The organism is Streptomyces sp. NPDC040610, assembly GCF_055594065.1.
Genome location: NZ_JBVIXA010000007.1, coordinates 291,277 through 306,813, shown reverse-complemented (window position 1 = coordinate 306,813; position 15,537 = coordinate 291,277). Strand labels below are relative to the sequence as shown.

Below are 15,537 nucleotides of genomic sequence, written 5' to 3'. Positions count from 1 at the left end.
GATGCTGCTCCAGGTGCTCGGCACCGCGGCGGGCGGCGGGCTCCCCCAGTGGAACTGCGCGTGCCCCGGCTGTGCCGGGGCACGCGCCCACCCGGAACGCCGCCGCCTGCACGCCTCGCTCGCCCTGCGCGCGAGCCCCGGCCGCTGGTACGTCGTCAACGCCACCCCCGACATCGGCGAACAGATCGAGACCTGCCCCGGCCTGCTCCCCGAACCGGGCCCCACCGCCGACACCCGGCTCTCCCCGCTCGCCGGCGTCGTCCTCACCGACGCCGAACTCGACCACACCCTCGGCATCGCCCGGCTCCGGGAGGCCCGCGACGGCGTCGACGTGTTCGCCACCGCGCCCGTGCTCGGCGCCGTCCGGGACCGCCTCGGACTCGGCGCCGTGCTCGGCCCGTACACGCCGACGCGCTGGCACGAACTCACGGGCGCCGGGCGGCAACTGAACGACCAGTCAGCAGTGCGGGTCGCCGCGGTGCGGATTTCGGCCAAGCGGCCGCGCTACGCCGCCGACCTCGGCCCGGACGACGCCGCCTGGTCCGTCGCCCTGCGCCTGCACGACACCGGGACGGGCCGCACCGCCTTGTACGCCCCGGCGCTCGCCGCCTGGACCGACGCCTTCGAGGAGGCCGCCCGCGAGGCGGACGTCGTCCTCGTCGACGGCACCTTCTGGGACGAGGAGGAACCCCGGCGGGCCGGATTCAGCGACCGCACGGCCACCGGCATGGGCCATCTGCCCATCTCCGGACCCGACGGCACCGCCCACCGCCTCGCCGCGCTGCCCGGACGATGCCTCTACACGCACCTGAACAACACCAACCCGCTCGGCGACCCGAGCGCCGAACAGCACAAGCAACTCGCCGACCGGGGGCTCGAAGTCGCGCAGGACCGGATGGTGATCGAGCTGTGACCACGACCGTCAAGACTGTGACGGGCCCCGGGGCGGGGGCCGACCGGGCGCCCTGGACCCCCGACGAACTCACCGCGCGGCTGCGCGCCGTCTCCGCCGCCCGCTACCACGACCGCCACCCCTTCAACGTACGCATGCACGAAGGCACCCTGACCCGCGCCGAGTTGCGCCGCTGGATCGCCAACCGCTTCCACTACCAGCGGCACATCCCCGTCAAGGACGCCCTGATCCTCGCCAAGTTCGACGACCCCGCGCTGCGCCGGGGCTGGTCGCGGCGGATCAGGGACCACGACGGGGAGCGACCCGGCGAGGGCGGCATCGAGCGGTGGCTGCGGCTCGGCGAGGCCGCGGGCATCGCGCGCGCGGAGCTGTGGGACACCTCCCGGGTGCTGCCCGGGGTGCGGCTCGCCGTCGACGGATACGTCAACTTCTGCCGCCTGCGGCCCGCGCTCGACGCCGTCGCCGCCTCGCTCACCGAGCTGTCCGCGCCCGACCTGATGCGCACCCGCATCGCCGCGTTCGAGCGGCACTATCCGTGGATCGACACGGAAGGGCTCACCTACTTCCGGGGCCGCGTCGGCCAGGGCAGCAGGGACGGACAGGAAGCCCTTGGCCTGGTGCGCGCCTGGGCCCGCACCCGTGAGGAGCAGGAGCGGGCTGTGGCGGCGCTCGCCTTCAAGTGCGATGTGCTGTGGTCGCTGCTCGACGCGGTGGACGGGGCTTCCGACGGGGCTCATGGCGGGGCTTCCGGCGAGGGTGCGGGGGAGGGGGACGGTGATGCGTGAGACCTTCGTGGACGGTCGGGCGCCGGTCGCCGAGAGGCCGGGCGTCGTCGGTCGGGGCGTTGGCGAGGGCGAGCCCGTACGTCCCGACTGGCGCCCCGTCCTCGCCCGCTCCGTCGTCCTGCGCCGCGACCGGGTGCGCGGCGCCGACCTGCTCCTGTTGCCCGAGCGCGTCGTGGTGCTGCGGGGCGCGGCCGCGAGCATCGTGGCGCTGTGCGACGGGGAGCGCGATGTGGCCGGGATCGTCGAGGAGCTGGAGCGGCGCCACCCGGGCGCGCCGGTCCGCGCCGAAGTCCCGGTGTTCCTGGGCCGGTTGCGGGCGCAGAGGTGGCTGCGATGAGCCCTGCCCCCGAACCGCCCTGGGCCCTCCTCGCCGAGCTGACCCACGGCTGCCCGCTCCGCTGCGCCTACTGCTCCAACCCGGTCAAACTGAACAGTCGGTCAGCAGAACTGTCCGGCGCCGAGTGGGGCGACGTACTGCGGCAGGCCGCCGACCTGGGCGTCGTCCAGACGCATCTGTCGGGCGGCGAGCCGCTGCTGCGCCGCGATCTGCGCGACATCGTCGCGGCGGCGGACGCGGCGGGCATCCACACGCAGCTCGTCACCAGCGGCGTCGGCCTGCACGAGGCGCGCCTGGCCGGGCTCGTCGACGCGGGCCTGCGCAGCGTCCAGCTGTCCGTGCAGCACGCCGACCCCGCCCGCGCCGACCTCATCGCCGGGGCCCGGGCCACCCGCGCGAAGGAGCGCGCCGCCCGCCTCGTCCGCGAGGCAGGCCTGCCGCTCGGTCTCAACGCCGTCCTGCACCGCGCCAACCTCGACGCCGTCGACGCCCTCGTGGAGCTGGGCCTCGCCTGGGGCGCCGACCGGATCGAGCTGGCCAACACCCAGTTCTACGGCTGGGCGCTGCGCAACCGCGACGCCCTGCTTCCCGACCCGGAGCAGGTGGCCCGCGCCCGGGTGACCCTGGAGCGGTGGCGGGTCCGGCTCGGCGGCCGGATGGAGCTGGTGTGGGTCGCGCCCGACTACGTGGACGCCACCGCCAAGCCGTGCATGGGCGGCTGGGGCGCGGTGTCCCTGACCGTCGCACCCGACGGCACGGTGTTGCCCTGCCCGGCCGCGGCGGAGCTGCTCGGTGCGGACGCGCCCAACGTACGGGACCGGCCGCTCGACTGGATCTGGCGGGAGTCGCCCGCGTTCACCCGCTACCGGGGCGAGGACTGGATGCGCGAGCCCTGCCGCTCCTGCGAGCTGCGCACCGTCGACTTCGGCGGCTGCCGCTGCCAGGCCCACGCCCTGACCGGCGACGCCGCCCGCACGGACCCCGCCTGCCACCGCTCGCCCGACCACGGCGTGGTGCGCGCCCTGGTCGACGCGGCACGCGGGCCCGCACCGGACCACCCCGGCTACGCCTACCGCGAGGGAGGAACCTGATGCGCCGCCCCGGCTCACCCACCTCACCGATACCGGCCCTGCTGCGGCTGGCCGCGCTCCTCGCCGGATGCGCCGCCCTCGCCGCGCAGACGGCCCCCGCGGCGGCCGATGCCGCACCCGCCGCCGACCGGGCGCCCACCGCGCGGCCCCAAGGCACGGACTGGTCCGTCGCGATGGTCGAGTCGACCACGACCCGCTTCACGCCCGCCACCATCGGCGGCTGGTCCTACCCCGTCGGCCTCTACCTCTTCGGCCAGTACCAGACGTATCAACGCACCCACGACGAGCGCTACTTGGCGTACATCAAGAGCTACGTCGACCGCTTCGTCGACAGCGAGGGGAACATCGGGCAGAAGTTCAACAGCCTCGACAGCATCCAGGCCGGGCGGCTCCTGGTGATCCTGCACCACGAGACCGGCGAGGACCGCTACCGCGTCGCCGCCCGGAAGATCAGGGACCGTCTGAGGACCTACCCGCGCACCGAGGACGGCGGCTTCTGGCACGCCGACACCACGAGCCGCGCGCACCAACTCTGGTCGGACGGCGTCTACATGGTCACGCCGTTCCTGGTCGAGTACGGCAAGGAGTTCGGCGACGAGACGTACACCGACCGCGAGGCCGTCGAGCAGCTGAACGTGTACGCGCGCCGTCTCCAGGCGGACAACGGCCTGCTCCAGCACGCCTACGACGAGTCGCGGACCGCGCCCTGGGCCGACAAGGACACCGGGCGTGCCCCGGAGCAGTGGTGCCGGGCGATCGGCTGGTACTCCATGGCCGCCGTGAACGTCCTGGACGCCACTCCGCGCAGCGACCCCGGGCGGCCCGAACTGCTCAGCCACGTACGGAAGTTGGCGGACGGGATCGCGCGGACCCAGGACCCGGGGACCGGCCGCTGGTTCCAGGTCGTGAACAAGGGGGCGGAGAGCGGCAACTGGACCGAGACGTCCTGCTCCAGCATGTTCACCTTCGCCCTGTCGCGCGCCGCCGAGAAGGGCTACGTCCCGCCGTCGTACCAGGGCGTCGCGCGCCGCGGATACGCGGGTGTCCTGAAGAAGATCTCACTCGGCTCCGACGGGCTCACCAACCTCACGGACATCTCCATCGGCACCAACGTCGGCGACTACGCCTTCTACACGGCCCGGCCCCGGCAGACCAACGACTTCCACGGCCTCGGGGCATTTCTGATCATGAACGAGCAGCTCAGGAAGAAGAGGTGAGCCCCTTATGACCCCCTCCCGCAGAGCCCTGCTCGCGGCGGCGCTCGGCACCGGCGCGGGCGCGGCCGCCACCGCGGCGGGACTCTCACCGGCCGCCGCCGCGCCCACCGCGGACTGGCAGTTGCGCTGGTCACCGTCCGCCCGTGACGTCGGCCTGCGCGCCTTCGAGACGTTGGAGGACGACCGCGCCGACTCGCACCCGGCTGCGAAACCGCACATCTTCGCCGAGGGCGACAACTTCCGCTTCACCATGCACACCGTCGACCGCGACACCAGCACCGACCGGCAGCGCCACGAGGTCACGGGGCTGCGGAACGGCGACTCCTTCCTGAAGTGGCAGAAGGGCCAGACCTGGCGGGTCACGTACCGCATGTTCCTGCCCAGCACGCTGAAGGCGACGACGAGCTTCACGCACATCATGCAGATGAAGCAGCCCGGCGCGGGCAGCGCGCCGATCGTCGTGCAGTCGCTGCGCCGGGTCGACGGCAAGCAGACCATCGAGCTGAAGATCTTCGAGCAGGACATCCTCGTCGGCCGTACCGACCTTGCGCCGCTGCACGACAAGTGGACCGACGTCGACTTCCAGATCAAGATCGGCGACGGGGCGTCGGGGTCCGTGCGCTGGATCCTCAAGAGCGGCGGGGCGACCGTCGTCGACACGTCGAAGTCCGGCGTCGACACCTTCCTCGCCGACCGGGTGCGGCCCAAGTGGGGCATCTACCGCTCTCTCGGCGACAGTTCGGGCTCGCTGCAGAACACGTACATGCTCCTGACGGGCATGCGCGGCTATCAACTCGTGTGAATTCCGGCCGACTCGTGCGAAGCATCTGAAAGGAATCCCCGTGCGCCGACTCATGGGCCTGGGCGGACTCGCCCTCGCCGCCGCCCTCGGACTGTCCCCGCTGCCCGCGACCACGAACGCCTCCGCGTCCGCCTCCCAGGCCGAGGCCGCTCCCCGGGCCGAGGCCGCTCCCCGGGCCGCGGGCACGATCCACGCCGCCCCCTACGAGTACCTGGGCTGGGGCAATCCGCAGAAGCCCACCGACGTGATGGCCGCGACCGGCGTGAAGTGGTTCACGCTGGCGTTCATCCTGTCCGACGGCGGCTGCAATCCGGCCTGGGACGGCAGCAGGCCGCTCAAGGGCGGCTCCGACGAGTTGGCCATCAAGTCCATCCGCGCGGCCGGCGGCGACATCGTCGTGTCCGTCGGCGGCTGGAGCGGCGCCAAGCTCGGCGAGAAGTGCTCCAGCGCCGGAGCGCTCGCAGCCGCGTACCAAAAGGTCATCGACGCCTACAAGTTGAAGGCGTTCGACGTCGACATCGAGAACACCGAGTTCAACAACCCCACCGTGCGGCAGCGCGTCGTCGACGCGCTGAAGATCGTGGAGCAGAGGAACCCGGGCATCGTCACCTACGTCACCCTCGGCACCACCCCGAACGGCCCCGACGCCACCGGCAAGGACCTCATCCAGCGCGGCGCCCGGGCCGGGCTCGCCGCCGACGCCTGGGTGATCATGCCGTTCGACTTCGACGGCCACAGCGGCACCATGGGCGACGCCTCGGTGAGCGCCCTCGAAGGCCTGAAGGGCACGGTCAAGAGCGCCTACGGCTACAGCGACACCGACGCCTACAAGCACATCGGCGTCTCGTCCATGAACGGCAAGACGGACGTCGCCGGGGAGACCGTCACCACCGCCGACTTCAAGAAGATCCTCGGCTACGCCCGGCAGCACCACATCGCGCGCTTCGCCTTCTGGTCCGTCAACCGCGACCGGTCCTGCGCGGGCGGCGGCGCGGGCGACTCGTGCAGCGGCATCGGCCAGCAGCCGTATGAGTTCACCAAGATCGTGGCGCAGTACGGAGGCTGACTGCTCGTCACCCCGTCATCCCAGGAACGGATTTACAACCCCCACATCCCCACATGGAGGCACTCGTGCACGACAACAGGAGCAAGGGCCGACCGGCCCGGAAGGCGGCGCTCGCCGCGACGGCCGCACTGACGGCGGGACTTGTGGCGTACGTCCCGTCGGTGTCGGCCGCCCCGGCCGCGCCCGCCGGCGAGCCCACCGACATCAAGACCATCTCCAGCGGCTGGACCATACCCTGGGGCACGTCCTGGCTGCCCGACGGCAAGTCCGCGCTCGTCACCGAGCGGGACGACTTCCGGGTCTGGTCGATCTCGGCCGACGGCGCGACGAAGAAGCAGCTCGGCACCGTGCCCGAGTCCCAGACGACGGGCGGCGAGGGCGGTCTCATGGGCGTCGCCGTGGACCCCCAGTGGGCGACGAACCACTACGTGTACGTCATGCACACCTCGTCCGAGGGCAACCGCGTCGCGCGCATGACGTACGACGGCTCCTCCCTCAGCGGCTACACCGTGCTGCTCAAGGGCATCAAGAAGGCCAGATACCACAACGGCGGGCGCCTCGCCTTCGGCCCCGACGGCTATCTGTACGCCACCACGGGCGACGCCCAGGACCGCCCGCTCGCGCAGGACAAGAACTCCCTCAACGGCAAGATCCTGCGCATGACCCGGGACGGCAAGCCCGCCCCCGGCAACCCCTTCGGCAACTACGTCTACAGCCTCGGCCACCGCAACCCGCAGGGCATCGCCTTCGACCCGCAGGGCCGCCTGTGGGAGGCCGAGCTGGGCGACGCCACCAGGGACGAGCTGAACCTCATCAAGCCCGGCAAGAACTACGGCTGGCCCACCTGCGAGGGCAACTGCAACGTCTCCGGCATGACCAACCCGAAGAAGACCTGGGGCGTGGCGGAGGCCTCCCCGAGCGGGGTGGCGATCGTCGACGGCGCGGTCTACATGGCCGCCCTCAAGGGCCAGCGCATGTGGCGCATCCCGATCAACGCCGACAACGAGAACGTCGGCACGGCCAAGGCGTTCTATGTCGGCCAGTACGGCCGCCTGCGCGCGGTCACCGCCGTGCCGGGCGCGAAGGCGCTGTGGCTGTCCACGACCAACGCGGACGGCAACGGCGGCCAGCCGGACGGGGCGGACAAGATCTTCCGCGTGACCATCGGCTAGCAGGAGGGCCCCGGCCCGGCCCCATGGGCACCGTCCGGGCGGGCGGGTCAGGTGCGGTAGAGCGCCTCGACCTCGTCCGCGTACGCCTGCTCGATGGCCTTGCGCTTGAGCTTCAGCGAAGGCGTGAGCAGGCCGTGCTCCTCGGTGAACTGGTGGGCCAGGATGCGGAAGGTGCGGATCGACTCGGCCTGGGAGACCAGGGTGTTGGCGGCGACCACGGCGCGCCGCACCTCGGTCTCCAGGTCGGGGTCGCGGACCAGGTCACCGGGGGGCATGGGGGGTTTGTTGCGCATGGAGAGCCAGTGCTCGACGGCCTCCGCGTCGAGGGTGACGAGGGCGGCGATGTAGGGACGGTCGTTGCCGACGACGATGCACTGGGCGACCAGCGGGTGGTCGCGGACGCGCTCCTCCAGTTGTGCCGGTGAGACGCTCTTGCCGCCGGAGGTCACCAGGATCTCCTTCTTGCGGCCCGTGATGGTGAGATAGCCGTCGTCGTCGAGGGAACCCAGGTCGCCGGTGGCGAGCCAGCCGTCGTGCAGGGCCGCGTCGGTGGCCTTGGGGTCGTTGAGGTAGCCCTGGAAGACATGGCCGCCGCGCAGCCACACCTCGCCGTCCTCGGCGATGTGCACGGTGGTGCCGGGGATGGCCTGGCCGACCGTGCCGTAGCGGGTGCGCTCGGGCGGGTTGGCGGTCGCGGCGGCCGTGGACTCGGTCAGGCCGTACCCCTCGAAGACCTGCACGCCGGCGCCCGCGAAGAACAGGCCGAGGCGCCGGTCCATCGCCGAGCCGCCGGACATCGCGTGCCGCACCCTGCCGCCCATGGCGTCGCGGACCTTGGCGTAGACGAGCTTGTCGAAGACCTGGTGCTGCATGCGCAGCGCCGCCGAAGGACCCGGTCCGGTGCCGAACGCCTTGGCCTCCGTCGCGTCGGCGTACCGCACCGCCGCCTCCACCGCCTTGTCGAACGGGCCCGCCCTGCCCTCCCGGTCGGCCTTGCGGCGGGCCGCGTTGAAGACCTTCTCGAAGATGTACGGCACGGCCAGGATGAACGTCGGCCGGAACGCGGCGAAGTCGGGGATCAGGGCGGCGGCGTTCAGGCTCGGCTGGTGGCCGAACTTGACGCGGGCGCGCACCGCGGCGATCTGCACCATGCGGCCGAAGACGTGCGCGAGCGGCAGGAACAGCAGGGTCGACGGCTCGTCGCCGCGCTTGCCGCGGAACACCGGCTCCCAGCGCTCGATGAGCGTGTCCACCTCGAACATGAAGTTCGCGTGGGTCAGGACGCAGCCCTTGGGGCGGCCCGTGGTGCCGGAGGTGTAGATCACGGTGGCCACGGAGTCCGGTGTGACCGCGCGGCGGTGGCGGTGCACCACCTCGTCGTCCAGGTCCCGCCCGGCCTCGGAGAGTTCGCGTACCGCGTCGCCGTCGAGCTGCCAGAGGCGGCGCAGCTGGGGCAGCCGGTCGACGACCGAGCCGATGGTCATCGCGTGGTCCTCGTGCTCGACCATCGCCGCCGACACCTGCGCGTCGTGCAGCATCCAGAAGACCTGCTCGGCCGACGACGTCGGATACACGGGGACGACCTGCGCGCCCACGGTCCACAGGGCGAAGTCGAACAGCGTCCACTCGTAGCGGGTGCGGCACATGATGGCGACCCGGTCGCCGAACCGCACCCCCTGCGTGAGCAGCCCCTTGGCGAGCGCCAGGACCTCGTCGCGGAACTCCGCCGACGTCACGTCCTGCCACACCCCGTCGCGCTTGCGGCCGAGGACGACGCGGACCGGATCCTCAAGGGCATGGTCGAACACGGCGTCGGCAAGGCCGCCCACCCGCGGCGCCGACGCCATGGGAGGGTTCGTGAACTCGCGCAATGGTGCTCCTTGTGGCGCTCCGCACAGCGCCGGTGACGGTACCCCACCCCGATCCCTTCCGGGAGGGGGGTGGGAAGCACCCATAGGTGCACGATCGTCACAGGTCAGCAGGTGAAATGCGGCCACAAGGGAAGGGGCAGGACAGATTACTGACGGCTGAGTAAGTTTCGGTGGCGTAATCTCCACCGAATCTGTACCGGGCGATTACCCCTGGAACTGCTTCACGGGCGTCGGCTCCGAGGCCGCCGAAGGGGCCTGACCTGCACCGGACGCGGGTTTGGTCCGGACCATGAGGAGCACCGCGAGCCCCGCGGCGACCCCCACCGCACCGGCCGTGAGCGACGCCCCGTTGAGCCCGGTGGCGAACGCCTCCCGCACGTCGTGCGCGGACACCTGCCCGGCCAGCGCGGACGCCCCGCCCCCGGCGGCCGTGTGCGCCGCGTCCTGCCCGATCGAGTCCTGCATCCGGGAGGTCAGGACCGTGCCGAACACCGCGACGCCGAGCGCGTACCCGAGCTGCCGGAACGTGTTGACGGCGCCGCCCGCCATGCCCGCGTGCCGCGGCGGCACCGCCGCGAGCGCCGCCCCCGCGAGCCCCGGCGCGACCAGGCCCGTGCCGATGCCCGCCAGCGTGAGACCCGGCACCAGGGCCTGCCACGACGACCCGGCGTCGAGCGTCGCCATCGCCAGGCCCCCCGCGCCGATCAGCAGCAGCCCGCCGCCGATGACGTACCGCGCGGGCGCCCCGTGCAGCAGCCTCCCGCCGACCGCCGCCACCACGAACGACGTCGCCGCCAGCGGGAGCAGCACCAGGCTGCCGCGGATCGGGCTCATGCCGAGCACGGTCTGCAGCCAGATCGAGAGGTACGGGATCACGGCGAAGGCCGCCGCGTTGTAGCCGATCGCGCCGATCAGGACGCCGGTGAACGCGGGCTCGCGCAGCAGCCGCAGGTCGATCAGCGGGTGCGCGACACGGCGTTCGACGGCCACGAACGCGATCAGCGCGAGCGCCGCGACCGCGAAGGTCACGCCGGTGCGCGCCGACGTCCAGCCCTCGGCGGACGCCCGCACCGCCCCGTACGTCAGCGCCCCCGCGAACAGAGCGAACGTCACCGTGCCCGCCCAGTCCACGCGCCGCGCCGGGGCTCCCGTCGACTGCGCGGGCCGCGCCGACTCCGGCACCCAGCGCAGCGTCAGCCACACCGCGGCCACACTCACCGGCAGGTTCACGAAGAAGATCCACCGCCAGCCGGGCCCCTCCGTGAGCAGCCCGCCGAAGATCGGTCCGAGCGCGGCAGCACCCCCGCTGACCGCGCCCCACACGCCGAGCGCCACCGAGCGCTGCCTGCCCTGGTAGGCGGCCCCCAGCAGCGGCAGCGTCGTCGCGAACATCGCCGCCGCGCCGAGCCCCTGCACCGCCCGCGCGGCCACCAGGACCTCCGCGTTCGACGCGAGCCCGCAGCCCAGCGACGCCACCGCGAACACGACGGTGCCCGCGACCTGTGTCCGGCGCCGTCCCAGGACGTCGGCGGCGGCGCCGACGCCGAGCAGCAGCGCGGCGAGGGCGAGGGCGTAGCCGTCGATCACCCACTGCAGATCGCTCAGCGACGCGTCGAGCGCCCGCGCCATGTCGGGCAGCGCCACCACCACGATCGTCACGTCCAGCAACAGCATGAATGTGCCCAGGCACACCGCGGTCAGCGGCCCCCATGTGCGCATCTTCTTCACTCCCTGTGCAGCGTCCCAAGAATTCGTACGACGACGTACGATCCTTCAGAGCCGCACGATCATGACGGCTGTCAGCCGTATTCCGGCAGGATCCGACACGAGAGGGGTTCACGCGGATGGAATCCCACACATCCCGCACATCGCGCACGTCCCGCACGCCCGGCGCGCTCGACGAGCTGGACATGAAGCTCCTGCACGCCCTGGAGACCGACGGGCGCGCGCCCTTCAGCAAGATCGCGGCGGTCCTCGGCGTCTCCGACCAGACCATCGCGCGCCGCTACCGGAAGCTCACCGCCGAGGGCGGCCTGAACGTGGTCGGCGTGCGCAACGCGGAGCGGCTCGGCACGGACTTCTGGATGCTGCGCCTGCGCTGCACGCCCGAGGGTGCGCAGACCATCGCGAACGCGCTCGCCCGCCGCCCCGACACCTCCTGGGTGGCCCTGATGTCGGGCGGCACGGAGGTGACGTGCATGACGCGCCCCCGCAGCCCCGGCGACCACGACGACCTGCTCCTCGGCAAGCTGCCGCGCACGCCGCACATCGTGGAGATCCGCGCGTTCCAGCTCCTGCACAGCTTCTTCGGCGGGCCGCGCGGCTGGCTCAGCAAGTTCGCGCCGCTGAGCGAGGCGCAGCTCGACGCGCTGACCCCGCGGCTCCCGCCCGCCACAGGGGCCCCGGCCCGCATCGCGCCCGGGGACGAGGCGCTGGTGACCGCGCTCGAAGCGGACGGCCGCGCCACATATCCCGAACTGCAGCGCGCCACCGGCCTCTCGGAGTCGTCCGTGAAGCGCCGCCTGACCGCTCTCCTGGAGTCGCGGGCGCTCTTTGTCGACGTCGAGTACACGCCCGAGCTGCTCGGGTATCACGTGGCCGCGTCCCTGTGGATCACCGCCGCCCCGGCCGCCCTGCACTCCGTGGGCGAGGCGCTCGCGTCCCACTACGAGATCGCGTTCGCCTCGGCCACCGCGGGGCCCTCGAACCTGCTCGCCACGGTCGTCGCCCGCGACACCGCGGGGCTGTACGCCTACATCAGTGGGAAACTCGGGCAGTTGGAGGGCGTGCAGCACGTGGAGACGGCCCCGTTCCTGCGCCGGGTCAAGCAGTTGACGTACCGTCAGGGCCGCTAGTCGCGTCCCCGCTGCAACCTGTCCCCGCCCGCGAGGATCGCCGCCGCCAGGGCCTCCGCCGCGCCCCGCGCCGCCGTCCCCCGCTCCCCGTGCCGCAGCACGAAGTCCACCGCGCCCAGCTCCGGCAGCCCCGCCCGGTCCGGGAGCCGGGTCAGCCCCGGGGGGATCAGGCCCCGTGAGTGCGCCATCACGCCGAGCCCCGCGCGGGCCGCGGCCACCAGGCCGTTGAGGCTGCCGCTGGTGCAGGCCACGCGCCAGGGGCGGCCGCTGCGCTCCAGGGCCTCCATGGCGAGGGCGCGGGTGATGCCAGGGGGCGGATACACGATGAGGGGCACCGGCAGGGCCGGGTCGAGGCGGAGCCGGGGCGCGCCGATCCACACCAGGTCGTCGTGCCAGACCAGCTCGCCGCGCGGGTCCTCGGGGCGGCGCTTGGCGAGGACCAGGTCGAGCTTGCCCGCGTCGAGGCGCTCGTGCAGCGTGCCGGACAGCTCGACGGTCAGCTCCAGGTCGACCTCCGGGTGTCCGCGCCGGAAGGACTCCAGGATGTCGGTGAGCCGGGTCAGGACGAAGTCCTCCGACGCGCCGAAGCGCAGCCGCCCGCCCGGCCGCGCCCCGGTGAAGTACGCGGCCGCCTGCTCGTGCACCTCCAGGATGCGGCGGGCGAAGCCGAGCATCGCCTCACCGGCCTCCGTCGGCTCCACGCTGTGGGTGTCCCGCGTGAACAGCGGCCGCCCCGTCGCGTCCTCCAGGCGCCGCACGTGCTGGCTCACCGTCGACTGGCGCAGGCTGAGGCGGCGCGCGGCCTGCGTGAAGCTCAACGTCTGGGCCACCGCGAGGAACGTACGGAGCTGAACGGGGTCGTACACCCTCCCAGGCTATCGCGGAACGTGATGACAGTCAGAGCGGTGTGCGGGATTCCCGATCGCGGCGAGGAGGAGGAGCATGGAGAGGGCACGTACCGCCCCGGAGCCGGAACCAAGATCCACCGAGCCTCCGGCAGACCGAGCGCATGGAGCACTGTGAAACGCCCGTCCTGGCCTTCCTGGATGCCGATCGACCCGTACATCGCGGCTCTCCTGGGCACGGTGGGACTCGCGGCGCTCCTGCCCGCCCGCGGCACGGCCGCCGATGTCGCGTCCGGCGCCTCGACCACCGCCGTCGCGCTGCTCTTCTTCCTGTACGGGGCGCGGCTCTCCACCCGCGAGGCGATGGACGGCCTGCGCCACTGGCGGCTGCACCTCACCGTGCTGCTCTGCACGTTCGCGATCTTCCCGCTGCTCGGCCTCGCGGCCAAGGGGCTCGTGCCCCACGTCCTGACGCCCGCGCTCTACAGCGGCCTGCTGTTCCTGACGCTCGTGCCCTCGACGATCCAGTCGTCCATCGCCTTCACGTCGATGGCGCGCGGCAACGTCCCCGCGGCGATCTGCGCGGGCTCGTTCTCCTCGCTCGCGGGCATCGTGCTCACACCGCTGCTCGCGGCCGGGCTGCTCGGCCACGGCGCGGTCGGCTTCTCCACGGACTCGCTCCTGAAGATCGTGCTGCAACTCCTGGTGCCGTTCCTCGCGGGGCAGTTCCTGCGCCGGTGGGTCGGGGGGTTCATCGCCCGCAACAAGAAGGTGCTCTCCTTCGTCGACCGGGGCTCGATCCTGCTCGTCGTCTACACCGCGTTCAGCCAGGGCATGGTCGAGGGCATCTGGCACCGGGTCACCCCGGCCCGGCTCGGCGCGCTGCTCGGCGTCGAGGCGGTGCTGCTCGCCGCGATGCTCTCCCTGACCTGGTACGGCGCGAAGAAGCTCGGGTTCGGGCGGGCCGACCGGATCGCGATCCAGTTCGCCGGGTCGAAGAAGTCCCTGGCGGCCGGGCTGCCCATGGCGAGCGTCCTGTTCGGCGCCCAGGCCTCCCTCGCGGTGCTCCCGCTGATGCTGTTCCACCAGATGCAGCTCATGGTCTGCGCGGTGATCGCCAAGCGCCGCTCGCGGGACCCGGAGGCGGTCGCGGACCGGGCCGCGGAGGCGGGCGAGTCAGGGCGCGCGCAGGCGGGGGAGTCAGGGCGCGCGGGTGAGGGTCCCGGCGCCCGGGGCGGAACCGGTCCCGTCAGCTCTCGCGCTGGAAGCGCAGCGACACGAACCGCGGCCGGTACAGCTCCACGTTCCGGTTGATGTGCGCCTGGGCGTTCGCCGCCGCCGCGTCCAGCCAGTTGACGTCGTAGCTCACCACGAGCCGCCCGTCGCCGCTCACGGCCGGGTGGGCCTGCGGGTTGTAGGGCGCCGCGGCCGCCGTGTCCGGGGCGCCCGCGCCGCTCCCGCCGCCCCCGGCGCCCACGCTGTCCTTAGGCAGCGGCGGCGCGAACGCCTTGGCGGGCCCGCGCCAGGGACCGGTGGGGGAGCACGACCAGTACGACGTGACGTGTCTCAGGCCCTCGGCGCCCGCGGCCATGGTGAGCAGGACGTACGTCCCCCGCGTGCGGACCACGGTGAAGGCGCTGCCCACGCCCTTGTGGTCGCCGTTGCCGAGGACCGGGCGCGGCTTGCCCGTGCGGGTCCAGTCCCCGCCGTCCCAGTACTTCCAGGCGCCGGGGTCGGCGAGGCCGCCGTGCCGGACGCGGGCGACGTAGGCGTGCGAGGAGGGGCGGGCGGCGGCCTGCGCGTCGGTGCCGCCGAAGACGTAGGTCCACTCGCCGTCGTCGACGGTCGTCGTGCCGTAGAGGACCCGCTTCTCGGGGTCGGCGACGCCGCGCTGGTCCGAGATCTGCGTGATGTTCTCGACGCGCAGGTCCGGCAGGGACAGCGTGGCGACCTCGGTGGCGGCGGGCACCCCGTAGATCCAGGGGCCCGGGGCCTTCGCGCGGGTCCACAGGAGCACCCGCAGGACGTCCTCGTCGGCGCCCGGCGAGCGCGGCTCGACCTTCGCGGAGACCGGCCAGCGCCACTGCCCCGGCGCCGGATCGGCGAACATCGGGGTCGTGAGCGTACGCTCCAGGGCTCCCGAACGGTCCGTCACCACACCGGAGTTGCGCACCATCGGGGCGCTCGTGTCGCGCCACGCGTGCGGCTGGCCCTGCGGGTTGGGCGGCGCGTGCACCTGCCCGAGGAAGGTGTCGGAGAACAGCCAGAGCACCCGCCCGTCCGGAAGCTTCACCGAGTGCGTGCCGTCGCCGCCCGTCCAGTCGTCGGTGCGGGCGCCGTCGTCGCCGTACGAGGCGAAGGCGCCGGTGAGCTTCGGCTCGGGCGCGGACGAGGCGACGGTGGTGGCCGCGCACGCCGGACCGCCCTCCCGGTCGTTCTCGCCGTCCGGGAGGGCGGTCAGGAGCAGGGCGGCGCAGGCCAGGGCGAGCAGCAGGACGATCCAGGTCCTGCGCGCGCCCCGGCCGCCCGGGGGTCCGCCCTCGGTGGACGGATCTGCGTACGGCGTCGTGGTGGCGGACACGC

14 protein-coding genes are annotated in these 15,537 nt (G+C 72.8%); 10 read left to right on the top strand and 4 right to left on the bottom strand.

Annotated features, from left to right (window positions below):
• Window position 1: 1 nt before the first annotated feature.
• The 8 genes from pqqB to ACZ6AA_RS24990 are packed head-to-tail and all read left to right on the top strand — an operon-like array spanning window position 2 to window position 7,383.
• Complete coding sequence (gene pqqB, locus ACZ6AA_RS25025; RefSeq protein ID WP_471460069.1) at window positions 2-913, top strand: pyrroloquinoline quinone biosynthesis protein PqqB; 912 nt, start codon at window positions 2-4, stop codon at window positions 911-913.
• Window positions 910-1,698: a pyrroloquinoline-quinone synthase PqqC gene (gene pqqC, locus ACZ6AA_RS25020; protein ID WP_471460067.1), complete on the top strand. Its 789-nt coding sequence runs from the start codon at window positions 910-912 to the stop codon at window positions 1,696-1,698. Before pqqB ends, pqqC begins: the two co-directional genes overlap by 4 nt.
• Window positions 1,691-2,035: a pyrroloquinoline quinone biosynthesis peptide chaperone PqqD gene (gene pqqD / locus ACZ6AA_RS25015; RefSeq protein WP_471460065.1), complete on the top strand. Its 345-nt coding sequence runs from the start codon at window positions 1,691-1,693 to the stop codon at window positions 2,033-2,035. The genes pqqC and pqqD overlap by 8 nt, the downstream gene beginning before the upstream one ends.
• Window positions 2,032-3,126 carry a pyrroloquinoline quinone biosynthesis protein PqqE gene (pqqE, locus tag ACZ6AA_RS25010; RefSeq protein ID WP_471460063.1) on the top strand — a complete coding sequence of 365 codons (1,095 nt, stop codon included), beginning with the start codon at window positions 2,032-2,034 and terminating at the stop codon, window positions 3,124-3,126. The genes pqqD and pqqE overlap by 4 nt, the downstream gene beginning before the upstream one ends.
• On the top strand, window positions 3,126-4,343 hold the full coding sequence (locus tag ACZ6AA_RS25005) for a glycoside hydrolase family 88/105 protein (RefSeq protein WP_471460061.1): 1,218 nt from the start codon (window positions 3,126-3,128) through the stop codon (window positions 4,341-4,343). The genes pqqE and ACZ6AA_RS25005 overlap by 1 nt, the downstream gene beginning before the upstream one ends.
• A gap of 7 nt (window positions 4,344-4,350) precedes the next feature.
• Window positions 4,351-5,145 (top strand): Tat pathway signal sequence domain protein, encoded by a 795-nt coding sequence (locus ACZ6AA_RS25000; protein ID WP_468482614.1) that lies wholly within the window; start codon window positions 4,351-4,353, stop codon window positions 5,143-5,145.
• A gap of 40 nt (window positions 5,146-5,185) precedes the next feature.
• Complete coding sequence (locus ACZ6AA_RS24995) at window positions 5,186-6,211, top strand: chitinase (RefSeq protein ID WP_471460059.1); 1,026 nt, start codon at window positions 5,186-5,188, stop codon at window positions 6,209-6,211.
• A gap of 53 nt (window positions 6,212-6,264) precedes the next feature.
• The gene (locus tag ACZ6AA_RS24990) at window positions 6,265-7,383 is read left to right on the top strand and encodes a PQQ-dependent sugar dehydrogenase (protein ID WP_468454700.1); all 1,119 of its coding nucleotides are present in this window, start codon (window positions 6,265-6,267) and stop codon (window positions 7,381-7,383) included.
• Window positions 7,384-7,430: 47 nt separating this feature from the next.
• On the opposite strand, the gene ACZ6AA_RS24985 is transcribed toward ACZ6AA_RS24990, so the two are convergent.
• Together ACZ6AA_RS24985 and ACZ6AA_RS24980 are read right to left on the bottom strand one after the other, a co-directional pair.
• Window positions 7,431-9,254: an AMP-dependent synthetase/ligase gene (locus ACZ6AA_RS24985; RefSeq protein ID WP_471460058.1), complete on the bottom strand. Its 1,824-nt coding sequence runs from the start codon at window positions 9,252-9,254 to the stop codon at window positions 7,431-7,433.
• 204 nt (window positions 9,255-9,458) lie between these two features.
• The gene (locus ACZ6AA_RS24980; protein WP_471460056.1) at window positions 9,459-10,973 is read right to left on the bottom strand and encodes an MFS transporter; all 1,515 of its coding nucleotides are present in this window, start codon (window positions 10,971-10,973) and stop codon (window positions 9,459-9,461) included.
• A gap of 125 nt (window positions 10,974-11,098) precedes the next feature.
• Between ACZ6AA_RS24980 and ACZ6AA_RS24975 the strand changes: the two genes are divergently transcribed.
• A complete protein-coding gene (locus ACZ6AA_RS24975; protein WP_471460054.1) occupies window positions 11,099-12,109 on the top strand; it encodes an Lrp/AsnC family transcriptional regulator in 1,011 nt (336 codons plus the stop codon).
• Here the strand turns inward: ACZ6AA_RS24975 and ACZ6AA_RS24970 are convergent.
• A complete protein-coding gene (locus ACZ6AA_RS24970) occupies window positions 12,106-12,975 on the bottom strand; it encodes a LysR substrate-binding domain-containing protein (protein ID WP_471460052.1) in 870 nt (289 codons plus the stop codon). The two genes, ACZ6AA_RS24975 and ACZ6AA_RS24970, sit on opposite strands and share 4 nt — an antisense overlap.
• 180 nt (window positions 12,976-13,155) lie before the next feature.
• Here ACZ6AA_RS24970 and ACZ6AA_RS24965 point away from each other — a divergent pair, with 180 nt between their 5' ends.
• Entirely contained in the window at window positions 13,156-14,268 is a 1,113-nt protein-coding gene (locus ACZ6AA_RS24965; RefSeq protein ID WP_471460050.1) for a bile acid:sodium symporter family protein, read from the top strand.
• Here ACZ6AA_RS24965 and ACZ6AA_RS24960 read toward each other — a convergent pair.
• Complete coding sequence (locus ACZ6AA_RS24960; RefSeq protein ID WP_471460048.1) at window positions 14,204-15,535, bottom strand: DUF4185 domain-containing protein; 1,332 nt, start codon at window positions 15,533-15,535, stop codon at window positions 14,204-14,206. The genes ACZ6AA_RS24965 and ACZ6AA_RS24960 overlap by 65 nt on opposite strands.
• Between the last annotated feature and the right edge of the window lie 2 nt (window positions 15,536-15,537).

Bases quoted from the DNA above. Each gene is read 5' to 3' on its own strand.
- pqqB (WP_471460069.1), top strand. From the start codon at position 2: ATGCTGCTCCAGGTGCTCGGCACCGCGGCGGGCGGCGGGCTCCCCCAG.
- pqqD (WP_471460065.1), top strand. From the start codon at position 1,691: ATGCGTGAGACCTTCGTGGACGGTCGGGCGCCGGTCGCCGAGAGGCCG.
- pqqE (WP_471460063.1), top strand. From the start codon at position 2,032: ATGAGCCCTGCCCCCGAACCGCCCTGGGCCCTCCTCGCCGAGCTGACC.
- ACZ6AA_RS25005 (WP_471460061.1), top strand. From the start codon at position 3,126: ATGCGCCGCCCCGGCTCACCCACCTCACCGATACCGGCCCTGCTGCGG.
- ACZ6AA_RS25000 (WP_468482614.1), top strand. From the start codon at position 4,351: ATGACCCCCTCCCGCAGAGCCCTGCTCGCGGCGGCGCTCGGCACCGGC.
- ACZ6AA_RS24990 (WP_468454700.1), top strand. From the start codon at position 6,265: ATGGAGGCACTCGTGCACGACAACAGGAGCAAGGGCCGACCGGCCCGG.
- ACZ6AA_RS24980 (WP_471460056.1), bottom strand. From the start codon at position 10,973: ATGCGCACATGGGGGCCGCTGACCGCGGTGTGCCTGGGCACATTCATG.
- ACZ6AA_RS24975 (WP_471460054.1), top strand. From the start codon at position 11,099: ATGGAATCCCACACATCCCGCACATCGCGCACGTCCCGCACGCCCGGC.
- ACZ6AA_RS24965 (WP_471460050.1), top strand. From the start codon at position 13,156: ATGCCGATCGACCCGTACATCGCGGCTCTCCTGGGCACGGTGGGACTC.